An 18,983-nucleotide genomic window follows, 5' to 3' on the forward strand; every position below is an offset into this window, starting at 1 on the left:
GCTGCGGTGAATTTCAGATAGTATAAAGAGATGTCAGGGCGGCGGTTAACATCCTCTCCCGATGACCAACACGCCCCCAAAAACCCGTCCTGCTAGGCTGGTTTTCCATAATTTCCACTATCAGTATCGAATTCGATTCGAGGTAGGGGTGAATATAATGTTACAATCCCGGCTTTTGCATAGCCGATCTTATTGCTTATGTGGCATTACTTCATTAAGTACACTTCTGTAGGCGTGATCAACACATTGATTCACTGGATAGTTTTTGCTATCTGCATCTACGTTTTTCATACCCATCAGGCACTGGCAAATTTCCTCGGTTTCGGCGTTGCGGTCAGTTTTTCTTTTTACGCCAACGCCCGGTTTACCTTCAAACAATCGACCACGACGCGTCGCTATCTGTTGTATGTCGGTTTTATGGGGCTGCTCAGTATCCTGACGGGCTGGGGAGCGGAAAAATGCGGTTTCCCGCCGCTGGTGACGCTGGTCGCGTTCTCAGCCATTAGCCTCGTTTGTGGATTTATCTATTCCCGATTCATTGTCTTCAAGGACGTATGATGAAAATTTCACTGGTCGTTCCTGTCTTCAACGAAGAAGAAACCATTGGTCTCTTTTACAAGACGGTGCGCGAATATGACGCACTGAAAGCGCATGACATCGAAATTGTGTTCATCAACGATGGCAGTACCGATGCAACAGAATCCATTATCAACGCTCTCGCCGTTGCCGACCCACTCGTTGTTGCGCTCTCGTTTACGCGAAATTTTGGCAAAGAACCGGCGCTGCTTGCGGGGCTCGACAATGCCAGTGGCGATGCCGTCATTCCGATGGATGTTGATCTCCAGGATCCTGTCGAAGTCCTCCCCCACCTGATCAAAAAATGGCTGGAAGGGGCGGACATTGTGCTGGCTAAGCGTTCCGATCGCTCCGTCGATAGTCGCCTGAAGCGTAAGACTGCCGAATGGTTCTATAAGCTGCACAATAAAATCAGCACGCCGCATATCGAAGAAAACGTTGGCGATTTTCGGCTGATGAGTCGTGAAGTGGTGGACAACATCAAACAAATGCCAGAACGAAATCTGTTCATGAAAGGGATTTTATCCTGGGTTGGCGGCAAAACTGACATCGTCCTCTACGCGCGCGCCACCCGCTGTGCCGGGAAAAGCAAATTTAACGGCTGGAAGTTGTGGAACCTTGCGCTGGAAGGAATTACCTCTTTTTCCACCTTCCCTCTGCGTATCTGGACCTACATTGGTCTCGCGGTTGCACTGATCTCTTTCGCTTATGGCGCAGGAATGGTGATAGATACGCTTTTATGGGGTAACCCCGTGCGTGGCTATTCTTCTCTGATTGTGTCAATCCTGTTCCTGGGAGGCGTTCAGCTTATTGGTATCGGCGTTCTTGGGGAGTATATCGGGCGAATCTATGTCGAAACCAAACAGCGCCCCCGATACATCCTGAAAAAACGTAAAACAGTGGTTCACGAGTCAAACAAGGAAAACTGATGTTAAAGCATGTTGATAAAAGCATTCTTTTAATTGCCTTTTTTGCGGTATTTGTCCTGGAGTGGTTTACCCCTATTCACTCCGATGACTACCGCTATGCCCTGCTTGGCATCTCATTTGATGCGCATCTGAATCACTACCTGACCTGGAGCGGACGTGTAGTGGCTGACTATGTCAGCGCGTTGTTACTCGCCACCGGGTCTCGCGGATTTATTTCGGCCATGACCGGTCTTGTTGTCGTCGCGTTCTGCTATTTCATTGTAAAAACGCCGACAGGTACGCTGAAATGGAAAAAGCATGACGGGCTGATTTTTACCCTTGTTTTTCTGACTTTTTGGGTCGCGAACCCAAATATTGGACAAACGGTTTTCTGGATAGTCGGCAGCGCAAACTACCTGTGGACCAATCTGTTCGTCGCTGCATGGATATGGAACCTGTATCGCATACAATGCCAGCGTGAAACGCGTCTGCACATGGGTATGCTGTTACTCGGACTGTTGGCGGGTTGCTCCAATGAAAGCGTCGCGCCATTTGTGGTGGGTCTCGCCCTTCTGGCTATCGTGTACGATTACTGGCAAGCAAAACGCGTCTACGCGAACAAAGTCGCGTATTTTATGTCCGCACTGGTGGGCGCCAGTATTTTGATTTTCTCGCCAGGCAATTTTATTCGCGCCCAGGGCGCCCATACCGTCTGGTACAATAAATCAATCGTTGAACGAATCACAATTCATCTGAGCGAGCGCTTCTTTAACCACCTGGCGCTGGTCTGGATTTCTTATGTCGTGCTGGTCTTACTGGCAATTCTTCTGTTCGTGGCGAAACGACACGGACATCGCATTAAAAGTGCGAATCCTGGCATGGTCGGGTTAATGCTGCTGGTGGGGCTGGGGACGTCTTTAATTATGGTGGCCTCTCCGTCGTATCCTGATCGGGTCATGCTGTCGACATTTTTATTTTTCCTGCTTGCCCTCTCGTTCCTTGCGCGGGAAGTCGTCACGGTAGCCGGACCGCATGTCATGAAGGGCGTCTATGCCGTTACGGGCCTGATGGCTGCGGTATTCATCTGGTCATATGCCTTAATGTATGCCGCTTATACGCGCGTTTATGAGCAGGATGCTGTTCGTGTGAATATCGTTAAAAACCAGCTCAGTCAGGGTCATAAAGACTTTACGGTGCCTGACTTCCACTTCCTGAAAATGCAAAATAGCGGAGGACATTTCGGTTTCTTTCACGACCCGCAGATCTATGGCCGTTATTTTGGCGCAGGGAATGTGGTGAAGGAAAAAGTTAACTTTGACTACTCCGTACTCGTAAACGGTAAGCAGCAAGCGATCGGTGACGATACCGTTGCATGGTTCAATAACCGTGGCGATTTAATGCTGGTGAGTCAGCATCCGTTAGTCGGAACCGTACAGGTGAAAACCCCATCGTCTGACACATCGCTCCCGCTGGCGCGTTTTACCGTCGCGAAAATCAATAATGAATACTGGTATTTCAGCGCCATACCAGAGAAAGAGGTCACTCACGTCGCGTTACTGCCCTGAATGCATAGCCTCTCATGACAATGAGAGGCTCTCCCCTTTTCCCGACAGGTTTTACTACTTACCCATACGTAATCTGGGGTAATATTTCTTCCTCTTATCGATGCGGTGAATCTGGACGATCCGTGATCGAATAACAATAATGATTCTAATAAAATCTCGGGAGATAACTATGCCTGAAGCAACGCCTTTTCAGGTGCTGGTGGTAGATGACCACCCTCTTATGCGTCGTGGTATCCGCCAGTTACTGGAACTGGATCCGACATTTGAGGTGGTTGCCGAAGCGGGCGATGGCGCAACGGCGATTGATCTGGCAAACCGTCTCGATCTGGATTTGATCCTGCTTGATCTGAATATGAAGGGCCTGAGCGGTCTGGATACGTTAAACGCCCTGCGCCGCGATGGGATCACGTCGCAAATTATCATTCTCACCGTTTCGGATTCGGCCAGCGATATCTACGCGCTGATTGACGCCGGGGCGGATGGTTATCTGTTGAAAGACAGCGATCCGGAAGTGCTACTGGAAGCGATTCGCAGGGGCGCCAATGGCGGTAAAGTATTTAGCGAACGCGTCAGTGATTATCTGCGTGAGCGTGAAATGTTTGGTGAAGAGGACGATCCGTTCAGCATGCTGACCGAGCGGGAGCTGGATGTGTTGCACGAACTGGCGCAGGGGCTGTCCAACAAGCAGATTGCCTCGGTCCTCAATATTTCCGAACAAACCGTGAAGGTGCATATCCGCAACCTGCTGCGCAAGCTCAACGTACGCTCGCGCGTTGCCGCGACCATCCTGTTTTTACAAACCCGCGGTATGCAATAGCCCAGAAAGTGCCCGATGGCGCTACGCTTATCGGGCCTGTGCGTCGCCATCCGGCCGGGTGGTTACTCACTCTTTGGAGACAAATGCTGCATTGCCTGTGCGATACTGCGCTCAATCACCGCACGACGCGTATCGTTCGCCGGCAGCATTTTCAACATCATCTCCCAGGCGGCTACCGCCTCGCCAAAACGTTCCTGCTCAAAGGCATTGAAGGCGTACATACTCAGAACCCGCACGTTGGCGTGATCGCTACGGACCAGTTCTCGCAGTAACTCCCCACCCCGACGGTTATCATCAGGATCGGAAGAGCGCGTCAGCGCCTCAGCATAGCCCAGCGCCGCATCACTGTTCTTTGGAGCGAGTCGATAAGCGTTGGCGTACGCCTCCGTGGCAGTGCTGGCATTGCCAAGCACCATGCCGATCCGTCCCAGCATGATCCAGCCTTCCACGTTTTTCGCATCGCTTTGCAGACGGGTACGCAGCCCCAGCGACAGACGCGTCATCTCTTCTTCATTCAGCGGCTGCGCGTTTGGATCCAGCGCGCGCTCCAGCAGCGCCGGGCTTTGTGCCGTCGCCTGCTGCCAGATTTCCACCTGCTTATAGCTCCCGGTCTGGTAATAACTGACAGCCCCCACAATGACAGCAATGACAATACCGGGCAGATAAACCGCCAGCCCGGCACGTTTGCCCTCCGGTAACGACATCTCATCCGGGAACACCTCCTGCTTCAGGCGTACCCGCCGACGCGAACGGGCTACGATAATCCAGCCACCTGCGCCAATTGCCGCCACGGGGAGCACCCACAACAAGATGGTCAGCGGTGTCAACGGCGGATCATAGGTGACGAAGTTACCGTAGCGCGCCACCATATAGTCGACAATCTCTTTCTGACTTTTCCCTTCCTGCATCAGCTCATAGACTTTCTGGCGCAGGTCAGTCGCAATCATCGAATTAGAATCCGCGATACTGTTGTTCTGACATTTAGGACAACGTAGCTGTTCGGTCAATTGACGGAACTGTTGCTCCTGAGTTTCATCCTTAAACTGCATCACATCAATGGTGGCCAGCGCGTTAGCAGAAAGCAGCAACATTAGCACACCCAGCAAAAGTCTCATTGCGCGGCCTCCTTGCTGTATTTCTCCCACAGCGGCTTAATCTCACTCTCCCAGACACGGGCGTTCAGATCGCCGGCATGGCGGTAACGAATAATGCCTTTACCGTCGATCAGGAAGGTTTCCGGCGCGCCATAGACGCCAAGATCCAGGCCCAGCATACCGTCGCCATCAAACAGACTCAGTGCGTAAGGGTTGCCCAACTCTTTCAGCCAGACGATGGCCTTCTGGCGGTCGTCTTTATAATTCAGCCCTACGACGCGAATCCCCTGCGCCGACAGCTGGTTCAGATACTGATGCTCAGCACGACAGGTCGGGCACCACGTCGCCCACACGTTCAGCAACACCGGTTTACCCTGCGTCAGCACATCCGCCTCATAATGCTTACCGGGGTTCTCCAGCGACTCAAGCCGGAAAGTCGGCACCGGTTTACCAATTAGCGCCGACTCCAGATTCGTCGGCGTGTCGCCTTCTGCGTTACGCGCCAGTTGCCACAGCAGCGCTGCGGCAATCACGAGAAAAATCACAAAGGGAATCAAAAGTACGTTGCGCTTCATACCGCCTCCGACGCCGATTTTTGCGGTTGTACGCGTTTGCGATAACGCGGGTCAAACAGGCACAACAGCCCGCCAATCGCCATCAATATTCCACCCGCCCAGATCCAGCGAATAAACGGTTTGTAATACAGACGCACTGCCCACGCGCCGTTATCCAGCTCTTCACCAAGCGCGGCGTACAGATCGCGGGTGATCCCGCCGTCAATCGCCGCTTCAGTCATCATCGAACTGGTACTGTTATAAAAGCGTTTTTCGGCATGCAGCGTCGCTTCTGCCTTGCCATCACGGGTGACGCCGATAATCGCCACACCACCGCGATAGTTGGGTCCGGTGATATCCTTCACTTCACGGAAGGTGAAGCGATATTCATGGATATCGACGCTGTCACCGGCTTTCATGCGGACATCACGCTCGACGCTATAGTTCTGGCTGAAGGCGATGCCGACAATCGTCACCGCCAGGCCGACGTGCCCGGCCACCATTCCCCAGTAGCTGAGCGTCATTTTCGCGCCACGCGAAATTCGCTGCGCAAGCTCCGCCATCGCCAGCACAAACACCCAACAGGCCATTGCCAGCCCGACGACCGTCATGGCGATAATCTTGTTCTCAAACAACCATGGCAGCAGCAGAGAGAGCACAAACGTGCTGGCCAGCGCGATGATCAACAACCGTTGCAGTTTACGCGGTCGGTCGCGTCCCCAGCGGACCAGCGGGCCAATGCCAAGCAACAGCGCAAACGGCGCCATTAGCCAGGTAAACATGGTATTAAAAAACGGTTCGCCGATAGAGATACTGCCCATCCCGAGCTGCTTATGCACCAGCGGCAGCAACGTTCCCAGCAGCACTACCAGCATGGCGGCAATCAGCAGCACGTTGTTACCGAGCAACAGCGATTCACGCGACCAGAGGGCGTTATTCACCCGGGAGCGAACCTTATGTCCTCGCGTGGCAAACAGCAGCAGCGAGCCGCCGATGACCAGCACCATAAAGGCCAGAATAAACATCCCGCGAGACGGATCGGAAGCAAACGCATGCACCGACACCAGCACGCCCGAGCGCACGAGGAACGTCCCCAACAGGCAGAGCGAGAACGCGCAGATGGAGAGCAACAGCGTCCACGCTTTGAAGCTGCCGCGCTGTTCAGTGACCGCCAGCGAGTGCATCAGCGCGGTTCCCACCAGCCACGGCATAAACGAGGCGTTTTCCACCGGATCCCAGAACCACCAGCCGCCCCAGCCGAGTTCGTAATACGCCCATGCCGAGCCCAGCACGATCCCCAGCGTCAGGAAAACCCATGCCGCCAGCGTCCAGGGGCGGGAAAAACGGGCGAAGGTGCTGTCCAGGCGACCGCTCATTAGCGCCGCGATAGCGAACGCGAAGGCGACCGAGAAACCGACATAGCCCATATACAGCAGCGGCGGATGAAAAATCAGCCCCGGGTCCTGCAACAGCGGATTCAGGTCGCGCCCTTCTATCGGGAAATCGGGTAACGTACGGGCGAATGGATTAGAGGTAAACAGAATGAACAACAGGAAGCCGACGCTGACCATCCCCATCACCGCGAGTACGCGAGCGACGATATCCAGCGGCATTCGCTGAGAAAAAAGCGCGACGGCAAAGGTCCAGCCGCTCATCAGCAACACCCACAGCAGCAGCGAGCCTTCATGCGCGCCCCAGGTGGCAGCGACGCGGTACCAGACCGGCAGTTGCGTGTTAGAGTTGCTGGCGACATAAACGACAGTGAAATCATTCACTACAAAGGCGTTGACCAGCACCAGAAAGGCGCCCATCACGAGGATAAACAACAGCCAGGAAAACGGTCTTGCCGACACCATCATCCGCGCGTCGCCACGCGCCACACCCCATAGCGGATAGACTGAGAGTAACAACGCAACGCCCAGTGCCAGGCATAACAGCGCATTGCCAATTTCAGGCATCATGATGTTTTATCCTTATAAACGCTCTCCGGACGGCGATGATTTTCCTGCATCGCTTTTTCCACTTCCGGCGGCGTGTAGTTCTCATCATGCTTGGCGAGAACTTCTTTCGCCTGAATATGGTTTTTCTCGCCGAGCTCCCCCTGCACCACCACGCCCTGCCCTTCACGGAACAGGTCCGGCAGAATACCTTCGTAAGTGACATCCACTACGCCTTCGGCATCATAGATGCTGAAATTCACCTTCAGCGAGTTGGGGTCGCGCTTGACGCTGCCGGGCATGACCATGCCACCTACACGCAGCCGCTGGCCCACTTCCGGCATCTGTTGGGTCTCGCGTTTGCCGTAGAGAATCTCACCTGGCGTGTAGAACAGGTCGATGTTGGCGCGCAGCGCGTACAGCACCAGCGTAATCGTCAGCGCTAACCCGACAAGCACGCCGCAGGCAATCCATAAACGGTTCTTACGTCGAATATTCACGCCGCCTCCCGTTGCGCCTGTGCCGCACGCAGTCGTGCTTCACGCGCCCGCTGGCGAGCGACATCATGCAGAATGGCGCGATGTTGCGTCACAGTATGAATAACCAGCACGGCCAGCGGGATGACGCTCAGCGCCACGGCCAGCCAGACGTAGAAGGCGTAGCCGCCCATCGCAAAGAAATCACTCCAGGATGCAAATGCAGTGGTCATTGGCGGCCCCTTTTTAAAATCAGTTCACTCACCCACGGGCGACGTTTTTCCATCATCAGAATCAGGTTACGCATGCGCATCAGCGACAGCGTGATAAACAGCAGCAGATAGCCGACAATCGCCAGCCGCAACGGTGTGCGCATAGCCGGATCAATACTTTGCTGCATACGGGTCGAGCCCTGATGCAGCGTGTTCCACCACTCCACTGAATAATGAATAATCGGCAGGTTCACCACGCCAATCAGCACCAGGATCCCGGCCGCACGCCCCGCCATCTTGCGGTCGTCAAAGGCATGCCACAGGGCAATTGCGCCAACATAGAGAAACAGCAGCACCAGTTCCGACGTTAGCCGCGCATCCCACACCCACCAGGTGCCCCACATCGGTTTACCCCAGGCGGAGCCGGTGACCAGCGCAATAAACGTAAACACCGCACCAATCGGCGCCATCGCGGCCAGCGCCAGGTTCGCCATTTTCATCTGCCAGACGAGACCGATAAACGCCGCTACCGCCATCGAGGCATAAATCCCCATTGACCATATAGCCGCCGGTACGTGCAGATAAATAATGCGGTAGCTCTGCCCCTGCTGGTAATCCGCAGGGGCAAAACCGAATCCCCAGATCCAGCCCGTCGCCAGAACCAGTACACAAGCGACAGCCAGCCACGGTACAAAATAGCCGCAAAGCTGATACAGCCGTGGGGGCATAGCCAGTTGATGAAGTGTTTTCCACATAATTTCGTCACCAGACTCCAACAAACGAATGAAACTACCGTCGTACCGGATGGCGGCTGACGCCTTATCCGACCTACTTATACGCCCAACAGGCTACTGCAAACTGATGCGTAACGCGGCCGCTGTCGCAAAAGGACTTAACGTCGCGCTACCCGCCAGCAGCGCCCCCAAAATCGCCATGTATCCATCCACAGGAAGATGCATGGATGCGGCATCCATTGCCGCGGTCGCAAAAATCAACAAGGGAATAGTCAATGGCAGCACCAGCACGCTCAGTAGTACGCCGCCGCGCTTTAGTCCCACCGTCAACCCCACCCCCGGCGCGCCGAGAAAGCTCAGCGTCGGCGTGCCCAGCAGTAGAGTCAGCGCCATAATCTTCCAGCCGTAGAGGTCCATCCCCAGCAGCAATGCCACCAGCGGAGAGAGGATTAACAACGGCAACCCGGTGACCATCCAGTGGGCCATCACTTTTGCCAGCACCACCATCGGTAATGGGATCGGCAGCAGCATCAGTTGCTCAAGGCTGCCGTCCTGCAGGTCATCGCGAAACAGTCGCTCCAGCGCCAGCAGCGAGGCCAGCAGCGCAGCAACCCAAATAATCCCCGGCGCAATACGCGCCAGCAGTTGCGGTTCCGGCCCAATGCTCAGCGGGAACAGTGTGATAACAATCAGGAAGAACCACAGCGGATTGGCAATTTCCGCGCTATGGCGAAAGGCAACGCGCAGTTCGAGCCGGAAGATACGCCACATCATTGCCCTGCCCTCTCGTGAGTCAGCGCAATCCGGCGAATGCGGTCTGTAGCAACGTTCATCGGCTGGTGGGTGGTGAGGATAACGATCCCGCCTTCTTCGGTATGCTGTGCCATCCGCTGCGTCAGGCGTTCAACGCCGTTCACATCAATGGCGGTAAAAGGTTCGTCGAGGATCCAGAGCGTGGCGCGGGTCAGCCAGAGACGCGCTAACGCCACCCGGCGCTGCTGTCCGGCAGAGAGTTGATTAACCGGAATATCTTCGTAACCCGCAAGGCCGGCCTGCGCCAGCGCCGCGAGACATTTCGCGATATCGCCGTCCTGATGGAAAAAACGCAGGTTTTCCAACGCCGTCAGCCGGGTTTTTATCCCCGGCTGATGTCCAATCCACAACAAATTTTGATGGTAGCTGTCCCGCACACGATGTAGCGGTTGCTCCTGCCAGCACACCTCCCCGGCGTCAGGACGAGAGAATCCTGTCAGCAACCGCAGCAGGGTGGTTTTCCCTGCGCCGTTGCCGCCGGTGACCTGTATCCACTCCCCTGCGCTGACCTGGAATGACAAATCGCTAAACAGGACTCGGTCATCCCGCTCACAGAGGAGCTTTCTGGCTTCAAGCATACTACCCACTCATTACCATCCCGTCAGAAGCCCGGTTTGACATCGCGCATATCAGGAAGCTTGTGCGCAATCCCTTTATGGCAGTCAATACAGGTTTGCCCGTCTTTCACCGCCTGATCGTGCATTTTTGCGGCGACACTCTTCTGGGCGGTTAAGTCCATGAACTCAAAGTTGTGACAGTTACGGCACTCCTGAGAATTGTTATCTTTCATCCTTCGCCATTCATTCTGCGCCATCGTCAGACGATGCGCTTCGAACTTCTGCGGTGTATCAATCAGACCCAACGCTTTTGCGTACAGTTCTTTACTGGCCTTGATCTTACGGATCATTTTCGGCACAAATTCATGCGGTACGTGGCAGTCAGGACAGGTCGCTCGCACACCGCTACGGTTGTTGTAATGCACGGTTTCCATGTATTCCTGATACACGGTATTGCGCATTTCATGGCAGCTAATGCAGAACTCTTCGGTGTTGGCTTTTTCCATCCCGGTGTTAAATCCACCCCAGAAAATAATCCCGCCGACGAACCCGATTAACAGCAGCGTTCCCAGCGCCAGGCGACTGGGGCGACGCCACCACTGCCAGAGGCGCTTAATCCGGCCTGGTTTACGGTTAGCATTTTCCATAATGACCTCTTATTTCCCGAAACCTTTCGATGGGGTAAAGGTGTTACCCACAATCGGCGGGGCGTCAGTCTGCGGAACATGGCACTGCAAACAGAAGTAACGACGCGGCGCCACTTCAGCCAGTACTTTGCCATCGCTGTCCATAAAGTGAGTTGGACTAATACGCGGCGCGCCGGTGGCGCGATAGCTTTCGACACCGTGGCATTGCAGACAACGGTTGGTATTGGTGGTCACCTGGTAACCATCGACGCTATGGGGAACCATCGGCGGCTGATTCACGTAGTTCAGCGGCATACGCTCCTGCTCTTTCTGCATGCGAATTGCCCCTTCCTGTGTCCCCGACACTTCCGGAGACTGGCTAAGATCCACTCCGTTTGCCGCCCAAACCGCACCGCTCACCACCAGGGCCAGCAGGGCTGTCCATTGACACAGCGCTTTCTTCAGGTCATGGCTTTTCATGATTTCGCTCCCGAACTCCATCGTGTAGTTATTGTAAATACGTCCTCAGAACAGACATCCACGCAGCGACCGCAGGCCATGCAATCGCGACTGGTGACCTGCACCGGGCTTTGCTCATCCAGCACCGGGGCACGTAATACATGCGGTTCCGGGCAAACATGAAAACAGTCCATACAGCGGTTACATTTCTGTCGGTCTTTTGCCGCAACGGTGATAGCGCCCCGGCTACCCAGCACGCCATACAGTGCGCCCAAAGGACAAAGATGCCCGCACCAGCCGTGTTCAACGACCAGCAAATCAAATAAAAACAGAGCGATAATCAGCAGTGCGCCGCTACCGAATCCCATCACCAGGCTACGCCCCAGCAGTGAAACAGGGTTAATCCATTCCCACAGTAGCGTTCCGGTCAGCGCTGAACCCACCAGCACCACAACCAGCAACACGTACCGTATATGACGCGGAATCGTTGCGGACTGATTCAGGTCAAACCTTCTGCGTAGCCAGGCCGCAAAATCGGTAATCGGGTTTAGCGGGCAAACCCAACCGCAAAACAATCGCTTTCCTGCCAGGGCGTAAAGCACGGTAATAATTGCCGCACCTGTTAGCGCCACCGCCACGGGCAGATGACCGCTCGCCAGACTTTGCAGGGTGATGAGCGGATCGGTCAGCGGAATCGTCTCCAACAGCAGACTGCTGGAGTAGTTCCCATGCAGGATCCACACGCCAAACCACGGGCCGCTGAGAAACATCCCCAGCACGATAAACTGGCTAAGACGGCGCAACATCAGCCAGCGATGGCTGCGCCACCAACCCTTTTTCGCCTGCGCTTCGCGCCCGGCGTCACGTTTACGATTTGCCATCGTTCCCCTCCAGCCAGCCGAAGCGGTAATGGTGGCCTAACTCCCCTTTCGCCAGCGACAGCGGCAACACTTTTATCGCGGGTTGCTCCAGCACACAGACTTTTTCGCATTTACCGCAGCCGGTGCAGGCGTCGCTGTGAACGGTCGGAAGAAATCGCGCATGTTTGCCGGTTCGCATGTTGCGATCCAGCTCCAGCGTGATGGCCTCATCGATTTTTGGGCATTCGCGATAGCAGACGTCACAGCGTAATCCCTGGAAGTTCAGGCAGTTTTCCTGATCCAGCAGAACCGCCAGCCCCATCCGCGAATCGTCAATGGAGGCAATCTCACGGTCCAGCGCCCCGCTGGGGCAGACTTTGGCGCACGGAATGTCTTCACACATTTCGCAAGGGATATCGCGGGCGATGAAATACGGCGTGCCGGCCGACAGACCCGACGCCAGCGTCGCCAGTTTTAAGGTGTCATACGGACAGGCCTGAACGCACTGCCCGCAGCGCACGCAGGCGCTGGCAAAGGCGTTCTCGTTAACGGCGCCTGGCGGGCGTAACCGCACGCCCGTAGCTCGTGCGGTTTGCTGCTGTAACCCCAGCGCCACGCCAACGGCAGCCAGTCCGCCCGCTGTGCGAACAACATCGCGCAGAAAGCGGCGGCGGCCATTTTGGGGTTTCGCTGACCGGGACATGGCGTGTTACACCTTCGCCAGCTTCACGGCGCACTTCTTGAAATCCGTCTCTTTAGAGAGCGGATCCGTCGCATCCAGCGTCAGGTTATTCACCAGCTGTGCGGCGTCGAAGAACGCCATGTAGACCAGCCCCTGCGGCGGACGGTTACGTCCACGGGTTTCAACCAGGGAAATCACCTCACCGCGACGAGAGACCACTTTGACCTTATCGCCACGACGCAGATCGCGTTTTTTTGCATCCAGCGGATGAATAAACAGCACCCCTTCCGGGAACGCACGGTGCAGCTCAGGCACGCGACGCGTCATGCTGCCGGTATGCCAGTGTTCCAGCACACGTCCCGTGGACAGCCACAGATCGTACTCGGCATCCGGCACTTCTGCGGCCGGTTCAAACGGCAGCGCGAAGATCACCGCTTTGCCATCTGGTTTACCGTAGAACTTGTAGCCTTCGCCCGCTTTCACGTAGGGATCATGGCCTTCGCTGTAGCGCCACTGCGTCTCTTTCCCGTCAACCACCGGCCAGCGCAGACCGCGCGCTTTATGATAATCATCGAACGGCGCGAGATCGTGGCCGTGTCCGCGACCAAACCAGGCGTACTCTTCAAACAGCCCTTTTTGCAGATAGAAGCCCAGCTCACGAGATTCGTCGTTAAGCTGATCCTCTTTCAACTCCGTCAGCGGGAATTTGCTCACCGCAGGGGTGGCAAACAGCACGTCATACAGCGTTTTACCGCGCAGTTCTGGTTTCTGTGCCAGCAGTTCTTCGGGCCAGACCTCTTCCGTTTTGAAGCGGCGTGAGAACTGAACCAGCTGCCACAGATCAGATTTTGATTCGCCCGGCGCTTTAATCTGTTGGCGCCAGAACTGAGTGCGTCGTTCGGCGTTGCCATAGGCCCCTTCCTTCTCCACCCACATCGCAGTTGGCAGGATCAGGTCCGCAGCCAGCGCGCTGACGGTCGGGTACGGATCGGAGACAATGATAAAGTTACGCGGATCGCGCCAGCCTGGCAGACGATCTTCGTTTATGTTCGGACCGGCCTGCATGTTGTTGGTACACATCGTCCAGTAGACGTTCAGCTTGCCGTCTTTCAGTGCCCTGTCCTGGGCAACCGCGTGGAGACCGATTTTCGCCGGAATGGTCCCGGTCGGGATATTCCAGTGTTTTTCACAGATCTCACGGTGTTTTTCGTTAGTGACCACCATGTCCGCCGGCAGACGGTGAGCAAAAGTACCCACTTCACGCGCAGTACCACAGGCGGAAGGCTGACCGGTTAACGAGAACGGTCCGCAGCCCGGCTGCGCGATTTTGCCAGTCAGCAGGTGGATGTTGTAGATCAGGTTGTTGGCCCACACGCCGCGCGTATGCTGGTTGAAGCCCATCGTCCAGTAAGAGATGACTTTCTTGTTCGGATCGGCATACAGCTTCGCCAGTTGCTCCAGCTGATCTTTCGGCACACTGGTCATTTCAGCGGTTTTTTCCAGCGTGTACTCAGCCACAAACGCTTTGTAATCTTCAAAGCTCATCGGCTCAGAGGCGTCAGAACCTGGGTTTTTCGCGGCTTTTTCCAGCGGATGCGTCGGACGCAAACCATAGCCGATATCCGTTGCCCCTTTGCGGACGTTAACGTGTTTGCTGAAGAAGTCCTGGTTAATCGCGTTGTTCTGAATGATGTAGTTAGCGATGTAGTTGAGGATCACCAGGTCAGACTGCGGCGTAAAGACCATCCCGTTGTCCGCCAGCTCAAAGCTACGATGCTGGAAGGTGGACAGTACGGAGACGTTAACATTCGGATCGGAAAGGCGACGGTTGGTGATACGCGACCAGAGGATCGGGTGCATCTCTGCCATGTTCGATCCCCACAGAACAAACGCATCGGCATGCTCGATATCGTCGTAGCAACCCATCGGTTCGTCCATGCCAAAGGTACGCATAAAGCCTACCACCGCTGACGCCATGCAGTGACGCGCGTTTGGATCGAGGTTGTTCGAGCGCAAGCCCGCTTTAAACAGTTTGGAGGCGGCGTAACCTTCCCAGATGGTCCACTGACCGGAACCAAACATACCGACAGATTCCGGGCCTTTCTCTTTCAGTGCGGTTTTAAACTTCTCTTCCATCACGTCGAAGGCCTGATCCCAGCTGATCGGCGTAAATTCACCGTCTTTGCTGTACTTACCGTCTTTCATGCGCAGCAGCGGCTGTGTTAAGCGGTCCTCGCCGTACATGATTTTGGGCAAGAAATAGCCCTTGATGCAGTTCAGACCCCGGTTTACTGGTGCATCCGGATCGCCCTGACAGGCGACAATACGCCCCTGTTGCGTACCCACCAGAACGCCACAGCCCGTCCCGCAAAAACGGCACGGGGCTTTATCCCACTTAATGGCTTCCTGTTGACCAACAACTGCACGAGCGACGCCCGGCACGCTTAGCCCGGCAGCCGCCGCAGCGGCCGCAACGGCGTTAGCTTTCATAAAGCTACGACGACTGAGTTTCATGGTGTTTCCTCACCTTGTTCTTCCTGCTGGTGATAAACCAGCGACACCGCCAGCACGCCCGCAACGTTGCGTACCGACTCAATTGTTTGCATCAGCGGTTCACTGTGTTCCGCTTCAACCACGGCAATCATCTGACCGCTTTGCGGGTCGCTTACGGCCACTTCGCAGCCCGGCAATGCGTTTAACTGCGTGCTGATATCCTGTACATGCTCGCCTTTGGCCTGAACAATCAGGCTGCAGACCTGCCAGTTAATGGGCATGGTTATACTCCGCGCTAATGGCTGACACCGGGCAACTGGCGACACACGCGCCGCATCCGTTACAGTTCTGGTTATCGAGTTGTGGTTGATAAATACCGGACAGTGTCGGGCGAAATGTTATCGCCTGCGGTTCACAGCTATCCTGACAGCGGCGGCACTCTACGGACTGATACGCCAGACACGCTTGCCCAATAGTAAAAATCAGATCCCATGCCCTGGTGTGGCGCGGAGAAAAGAGAGATTCGGGGCAAGCCTGCGCACAGGCGTAGCAGAAGGTGCATTCACTTTGTTGGAAATTAACGCTCGGATAGCCACCCGTGCCACGTTGCAAAACATCGTGTTCACAAGCCTGAATACAGGCGTCGCAACGGGTACACTGGGACAGAAACTGAGAGGCTTCCCTGACCCACGGCGGACGGATCTCACGGTTGGCATTACGCCAACTGCCAGTCAGTATGCCTCGACGGGATAGATCAACCATGGCATCGCCCTTCCATAAACGACGCTCCCCCGGCTGGGTGAACGACAATAAAAACCGCATTACTACTAAGTCATTATTATGATCGCTAAGATAGTAAAGGATGGGGTCCAGGAGCATACCCCAATCGGGGTAAAACCAGTGGTTGGATCAAAAGAGTGTTAATGAAGCTTGTCAGAATGTGCTTCTCCGCACATATCAAAGGGTTATGTAATTTCTTACATATCGAGACAATCATCAGGATAATCAAACCAAACAAAAGGCATAAATAAGAATAAATAACCAGCTATCTTATATAATCAAAACTAATGAACTTTAAAAATACGTAAAGACAGATTAATGATTTCACCCCACATGTTAATCTGTCGTGAAATCGTTCATAAGATAAAAAAGGAAAACCTGTGAACTCGAAAATGAAGACAATAGTCCCTGCCGTTTTGTTCGCTGCCTTTGCCAGCACCTCTGCATGGTCGGCCTCCACGGAAGCGAATCCGCAACCGCTGGAAAAAATCGCCCCCTGGCCGCAGGCGGAAAAGGGCATGAAGCGTCAGGTCATTCAGCTACCCCATCAGGAAGATGAATCTACTCTGAAAGTGGAGCTGATGATCGGCCAGACGCTGGAAGTCGACTGTAATCAGCATCGTTTGGGCGGCGAATTGGAAAGCAAAACGCTGGAAGGCTGGGGTTATGACTACTACGTCTTTGACAAAGTTACCTCTCCGGTATCGACCATGATGGCCTGCCCGGATGGCAAAAAAGAGCAGAAATTTGTGACCGCCTATCTGGGTGATAACGGTATGCTGCGTTACAACAGCAAGTTGCCAATCGTGGTGTATACCCCGGCAAATGTTGATGTGAAATTCCGCATCTGGAAAGCGGAAGAGAAGATTCAGGACGCGGTTGCCCGATAAACCACCGATGATGCCGGATGGCGGCGCCCCCCCCTATCCGGCCTACAGGAACTCAGCGTAGGCCGGATAAGCGCAGCGCCATCCGGCAATGCAGTTACAGCGCGATATCCGCCACTTCTTTACGCGCAGGCTGAGCCTGTGGTTTAAGCTGCGCTTTCGGTGCCGCGTCCGCCGTCTGCGGCTGGACATACTGTAGCCCCAGCACTTCACTGGTGTATTGCAGTTCCTGTTGCGTCGCCTCAACGTTGCCGTTCAGTTTTGTACCGTAAGACGGAATAATCGTTTTCAGCTTCGCCTGCCATTGCGGCGTGTTCACTTTATCTTTAAAGACCGTTTCCATCAGGTGCAGCATGATGGGGGCCGCAGTGGATGCACCCGGTGACGCGCCCAGCAGTGCGGCAACGGTTCCTTCCTTGTCGCTCACCACTTCTGTTCCCAGTCGCAGTACACCGCCTTTATCTTCATCACGCTTGATGATCTGTACCCGCTGACCCGCCTGCCACAAACGCCAGTCCTCTTTCTTCGCCTGCGGATAGTACTCTTTTAGCGCCTCGAAGCGGTCGTCATCGCTCAGCATTACCTGGCTAATCAGGTATTTCACCAGATCGAAGTTATCCATCCCGACGTTGACCATCGGCATGAAGTTGGAAGGCGTGGTTGAACTCAGCAGATCCCACAGCGAACCGTTTTTCAGGAATTTGGTGGAGAACGTGGCGAACGGTCCGAACAGCACGACACGTTTACCGTCCAGAATACGGGTATCGATATGCGGGACTGACATCGGCGGTGCCCCGACGGAAGCCTGACCGTACACTTTCGCCAGATGACGGTTCACCACGTCCGGGTTTTCTGCGACCAGGAATTGCCCACCAACCGGGAAGCCTGCGTACTCTTTGGCTTCCGGAATACCGGTTTCCTGCAACAACTTCAGCGCTGCGCCACCCGCGCCGATAAAGACGAATTTGGCTTTAATTTTATGTTCCGCTTCGCCGTTTTTCAGATCGGCGACGGTCACCGTCCAGGTATTATCGTCGTTACGTTTAAACCCACGGACTTCGGAGCTCAATTCCAGAGAAAAATTGGGCTTTTTCTGCAACGAAGCAATCAATTGGCGTGTAATTTCGCCGTAGTTCACGTCCGTTCCCATTTCGGTACGCGTAGCGGCGACTTTCTGCTTCGGATCGCGCCCTTCCATCACCAGCGGTGCCCACTCTTTGATTTGCGCGTGGTCTTCGGAGTAGCGCATACCACGGAACAACGTGCTCTGTTGCAGTGCCGCATAGCGGGCGCGCAGGAAGTTGACGTTCTCTTCACCCCAGACGAAGCTCATGTGCGGAACGGTGGTGATGAAGGTGCGCGGGTCGTGCATCACGCCGCTCTTGACCTGATGCGCCCAGAACTGGCGAGAAATCTGGAAGGCTTCGTTAATTTCGACTGCCTTTTCGGTACTGATACTCCCGTCGGCTTTCTTCGGCGTGTAGTTCAGCTCCATCAGCGCGGAGTGCCCGGTACCGGCGTTGTTCCAGCCGTTTGAACTCTCTTGTGCGACACCGTCCAGGCGCTCCACCATGGTCATCGACCAGTCGGGTTCCAGTTCCTGTAGATAAGTTCCCAGTGTGGCGCTCATGATGCCGCCGCCGATCAACAGTACGTCCGTCTCCTGCTCTTCCGTCGCTTTCGCTTTTGCCGCCATCGAGACAGCATTCAGCCCTACGGCCATCGAGAAGAGCATGGCAGTCACTTTTTTCATATGGTTAATGCCTTACTTTTAGTATCGTTTTTTTGCTTTTTGCAGGTGAAAATCGAGCGGCACCAACGTTAACACTTCAGTAAAAATATTTAAATATTGTTTATAAATTATATTAAGATTTTAAAATAGTTAAAAATACGTTGAATGTTTATAAGGTTATTCGCAATATTTTCTGGAAACAGACGCTCCAGAAAGGTACT

General features: G+C 54.7%; 21 protein-coding genes. 5 read left to right on the top strand and 16 right to left on the bottom strand.

All coding sequences use genetic code 11. From position 1 onward, the window contains the following. Nucleotides 1-198: 198 nt before the first annotated feature. From QNN88_RS03810 to narP, 4 genes are all read left to right on the top strand, one after another. Nucleotides 199-558, top strand: a complete 360-nt coding sequence (locus QNN88_RS03810) for a GtrA family protein (RefSeq protein WP_414239022.1) — start codon at nt 199-201, stop codon at nt 556-558. Next, nucleotides 558-1,505, top strand: coding sequence for a glycosyltransferase family 2 protein (locus tag QNN88_RS03815; protein ID WP_414239349.1), 948 nt, complete (start codon nt 558-560; stop codon nt 1,503-1,505). Before QNN88_RS03810 ends, QNN88_RS03815 begins: the two co-directional genes overlap by 1 nt. After that, complete coding sequence (locus tag QNN88_RS03820; RefSeq protein WP_414239023.1) at nt 1,505-3,049, top strand: DUF6056 family protein; 1,545 nt, start codon at nt 1,505-1,507, stop codon at nt 3,047-3,049. Before QNN88_RS03815 ends, QNN88_RS03820 begins: the two co-directional genes overlap by 1 nt. 169 nt (nt 3,050-3,218) lie before the next feature. After that, nucleotides 3,219-3,866, top strand: coding sequence for a nitrate/nitrite response regulator protein NarP (narP, locus tag QNN88_RS03825; RefSeq protein WP_414239024.1), 648 nt, complete (start codon nt 3,219-3,221; stop codon nt 3,864-3,866). Nucleotides 3,867-3,928: 62 nt separating this feature from the next. Here the strand turns inward: narP and QNN88_RS03830 are convergent, their stop codons facing one another. From QNN88_RS03830 to napF, 15 genes are all read right to left on the bottom strand, one after another. Next, entirely contained in the window at nt 3,929-4,981 is a 1,053-nt protein-coding gene (locus tag QNN88_RS03830; RefSeq protein ID WP_414239025.1) for a cytochrome c-type biogenesis protein CcmH, read from the bottom strand. Then, the gene (dsbE, locus tag QNN88_RS03835; protein WP_152403490.1) at nt 4,978-5,535 is read right to left on the bottom strand and encodes a thiol:disulfide interchange protein DsbE; all 558 of its coding nucleotides are present in this window, start codon (nt 5,533-5,535) and stop codon (nt 4,978-4,980) included. Before dsbE ends, QNN88_RS03830 begins: the two co-directional genes overlap by 4 nt. Further along, on the bottom strand, nt 5,532-7,475 hold the full coding sequence (locus QNN88_RS03840; protein ID WP_414239026.1) for a heme lyase CcmF/NrfE family subunit: 1,944 nt from the start codon (nt 7,473-7,475) through the stop codon (nt 5,532-5,534). Before QNN88_RS03840 ends, dsbE begins: the two co-directional genes overlap by 4 nt. After that, the gene (gene ccmE, locus QNN88_RS03845) at nt 7,472-7,951 is read right to left on the bottom strand and encodes a cytochrome c maturation protein CcmE (RefSeq protein WP_061074747.1); all 480 of its coding nucleotides are present in this window, start codon (nt 7,949-7,951) and stop codon (nt 7,472-7,474) included. The genes QNN88_RS03840 and ccmE overlap by 4 nt, the downstream gene beginning before the upstream one ends. Further along, nucleotides 7,948-8,160 (bottom strand): heme exporter protein CcmD, encoded by a 213-nt coding sequence (gene ccmD, locus QNN88_RS03850; RefSeq protein ID WP_414239027.1) that lies wholly within the window; start codon nt 8,158-8,160, stop codon nt 7,948-7,950. The genes ccmE and ccmD overlap by 4 nt, the downstream gene beginning before the upstream one ends. Next, nucleotides 8,157-8,894 carry a heme ABC transporter permease gene (locus QNN88_RS03855; protein WP_414239028.1) on the bottom strand — a complete coding sequence of 246 codons (738 nt, stop codon included), beginning with the start codon at nt 8,892-8,894 and terminating at the stop codon, nt 8,157-8,159. Before QNN88_RS03855 ends, ccmD begins: the two co-directional genes overlap by 4 nt. Nucleotides 8,895-8,987: 93 nt before the next feature. Next, complete coding sequence (ccmB, locus tag QNN88_RS03860; RefSeq protein WP_043000084.1) at nt 8,988-9,647, bottom strand: heme exporter protein CcmB; 660 nt, start codon at nt 9,645-9,647, stop codon at nt 8,988-8,990. Then, the gene (gene ccmA, locus QNN88_RS03865) at nt 9,644-10,264 is read right to left on the bottom strand and encodes a cytochrome c biogenesis heme-transporting ATPase CcmA (protein WP_414239029.1); all 621 of its coding nucleotides are present in this window, start codon (nt 10,262-10,264) and stop codon (nt 9,644-9,646) included. The genes ccmB and ccmA overlap by 4 nt, the downstream gene beginning before the upstream one ends. Before the next feature lie 23 nt (nt 10,265-10,287). After that, complete coding sequence (napC, locus tag QNN88_RS03870; RefSeq protein ID WP_042317909.1) at nt 10,288-10,890, bottom strand: cytochrome c-type protein NapC; 603 nt, start codon at nt 10,888-10,890, stop codon at nt 10,288-10,290. 9 nt (nt 10,891-10,899) lie between these two features. Continuing rightward, nucleotides 10,900-11,349, bottom strand: coding sequence for a nitrate reductase cytochrome c-type subunit (gene napB, locus QNN88_RS03875; RefSeq protein ID WP_414239030.1), 450 nt, complete (start codon nt 11,347-11,349; stop codon nt 10,900-10,902). After that, the gene (napH, locus tag QNN88_RS03880; RefSeq protein ID WP_414239031.1) at nt 11,346-12,209 is read right to left on the bottom strand and encodes a quinol dehydrogenase ferredoxin subunit NapH; all 864 of its coding nucleotides are present in this window, start codon (nt 12,207-12,209) and stop codon (nt 11,346-11,348) included. The genes napB and napH overlap by 4 nt, the downstream gene beginning before the upstream one ends. After that, nucleotides 12,196-12,891, bottom strand: coding sequence for a ferredoxin-type protein NapG (napG, locus tag QNN88_RS03885; RefSeq protein ID WP_414239032.1), 696 nt, complete (start codon nt 12,889-12,891; stop codon nt 12,196-12,198). Before napG ends, napH begins: the two co-directional genes overlap by 14 nt. A gap of 6 nt (nt 12,892-12,897) precedes the next feature. Further along, nucleotides 12,898-15,384 (bottom strand): nitrate reductase catalytic subunit NapA, encoded by a 2,487-nt coding sequence (gene napA, locus QNN88_RS03890; RefSeq protein WP_414239033.1) that lies wholly within the window; start codon nt 15,382-15,384, stop codon nt 12,898-12,900. Beyond that, entirely contained in the window at nt 15,381-15,644 is a 264-nt protein-coding gene (napD, locus tag QNN88_RS03895) for a chaperone NapD (protein ID WP_414239034.1), read from the bottom strand. The genes napA and napD overlap by 4 nt, the downstream gene beginning before the upstream one ends. Continuing rightward, nucleotides 15,634-16,125: a ferredoxin-type protein NapF gene (napF, locus tag QNN88_RS03900; protein WP_414239035.1), complete on the bottom strand. Its 492-nt coding sequence runs from the start codon at nt 16,123-16,125 to the stop codon at nt 15,634-15,636. The genes napD and napF overlap by 11 nt, the downstream gene beginning before the upstream one ends. A 410-nt stretch (nt 16,126-16,535) precedes the next feature. Between napF and eco the strand changes: the two genes are divergently transcribed. Beyond that, the gene (eco, locus tag QNN88_RS03905; RefSeq protein WP_414239036.1) at nt 16,536-17,033 is read left to right on the top strand and encodes a serine protease inhibitor ecotin; all 498 of its coding nucleotides are present in this window, start codon (nt 16,536-16,538) and stop codon (nt 17,031-17,033) included. A gap of 94 nt (nt 17,034-17,127) precedes the next feature. Here the strand turns inward: eco and mqo are convergent, their stop codons facing one another. Beyond that, entirely contained in the window at nt 17,128-18,783 is a 1,656-nt protein-coding gene (mqo, locus tag QNN88_RS03910) for a malate dehydrogenase (quinone) (RefSeq protein WP_414239037.1), read from the bottom strand. Between the last annotated feature and the right edge of the window lie 200 nt (nt 18,784-18,983).

The organism is Citrobacter sp. ANG330, from assembly GCF_047467925.1.
Taxonomy (GTDB): domain Bacteria; phylum Pseudomonadota; class Gammaproteobacteria; order Enterobacterales; family Enterobacteriaceae; genus Citrobacter_A; species Citrobacter_A amalonaticus_G.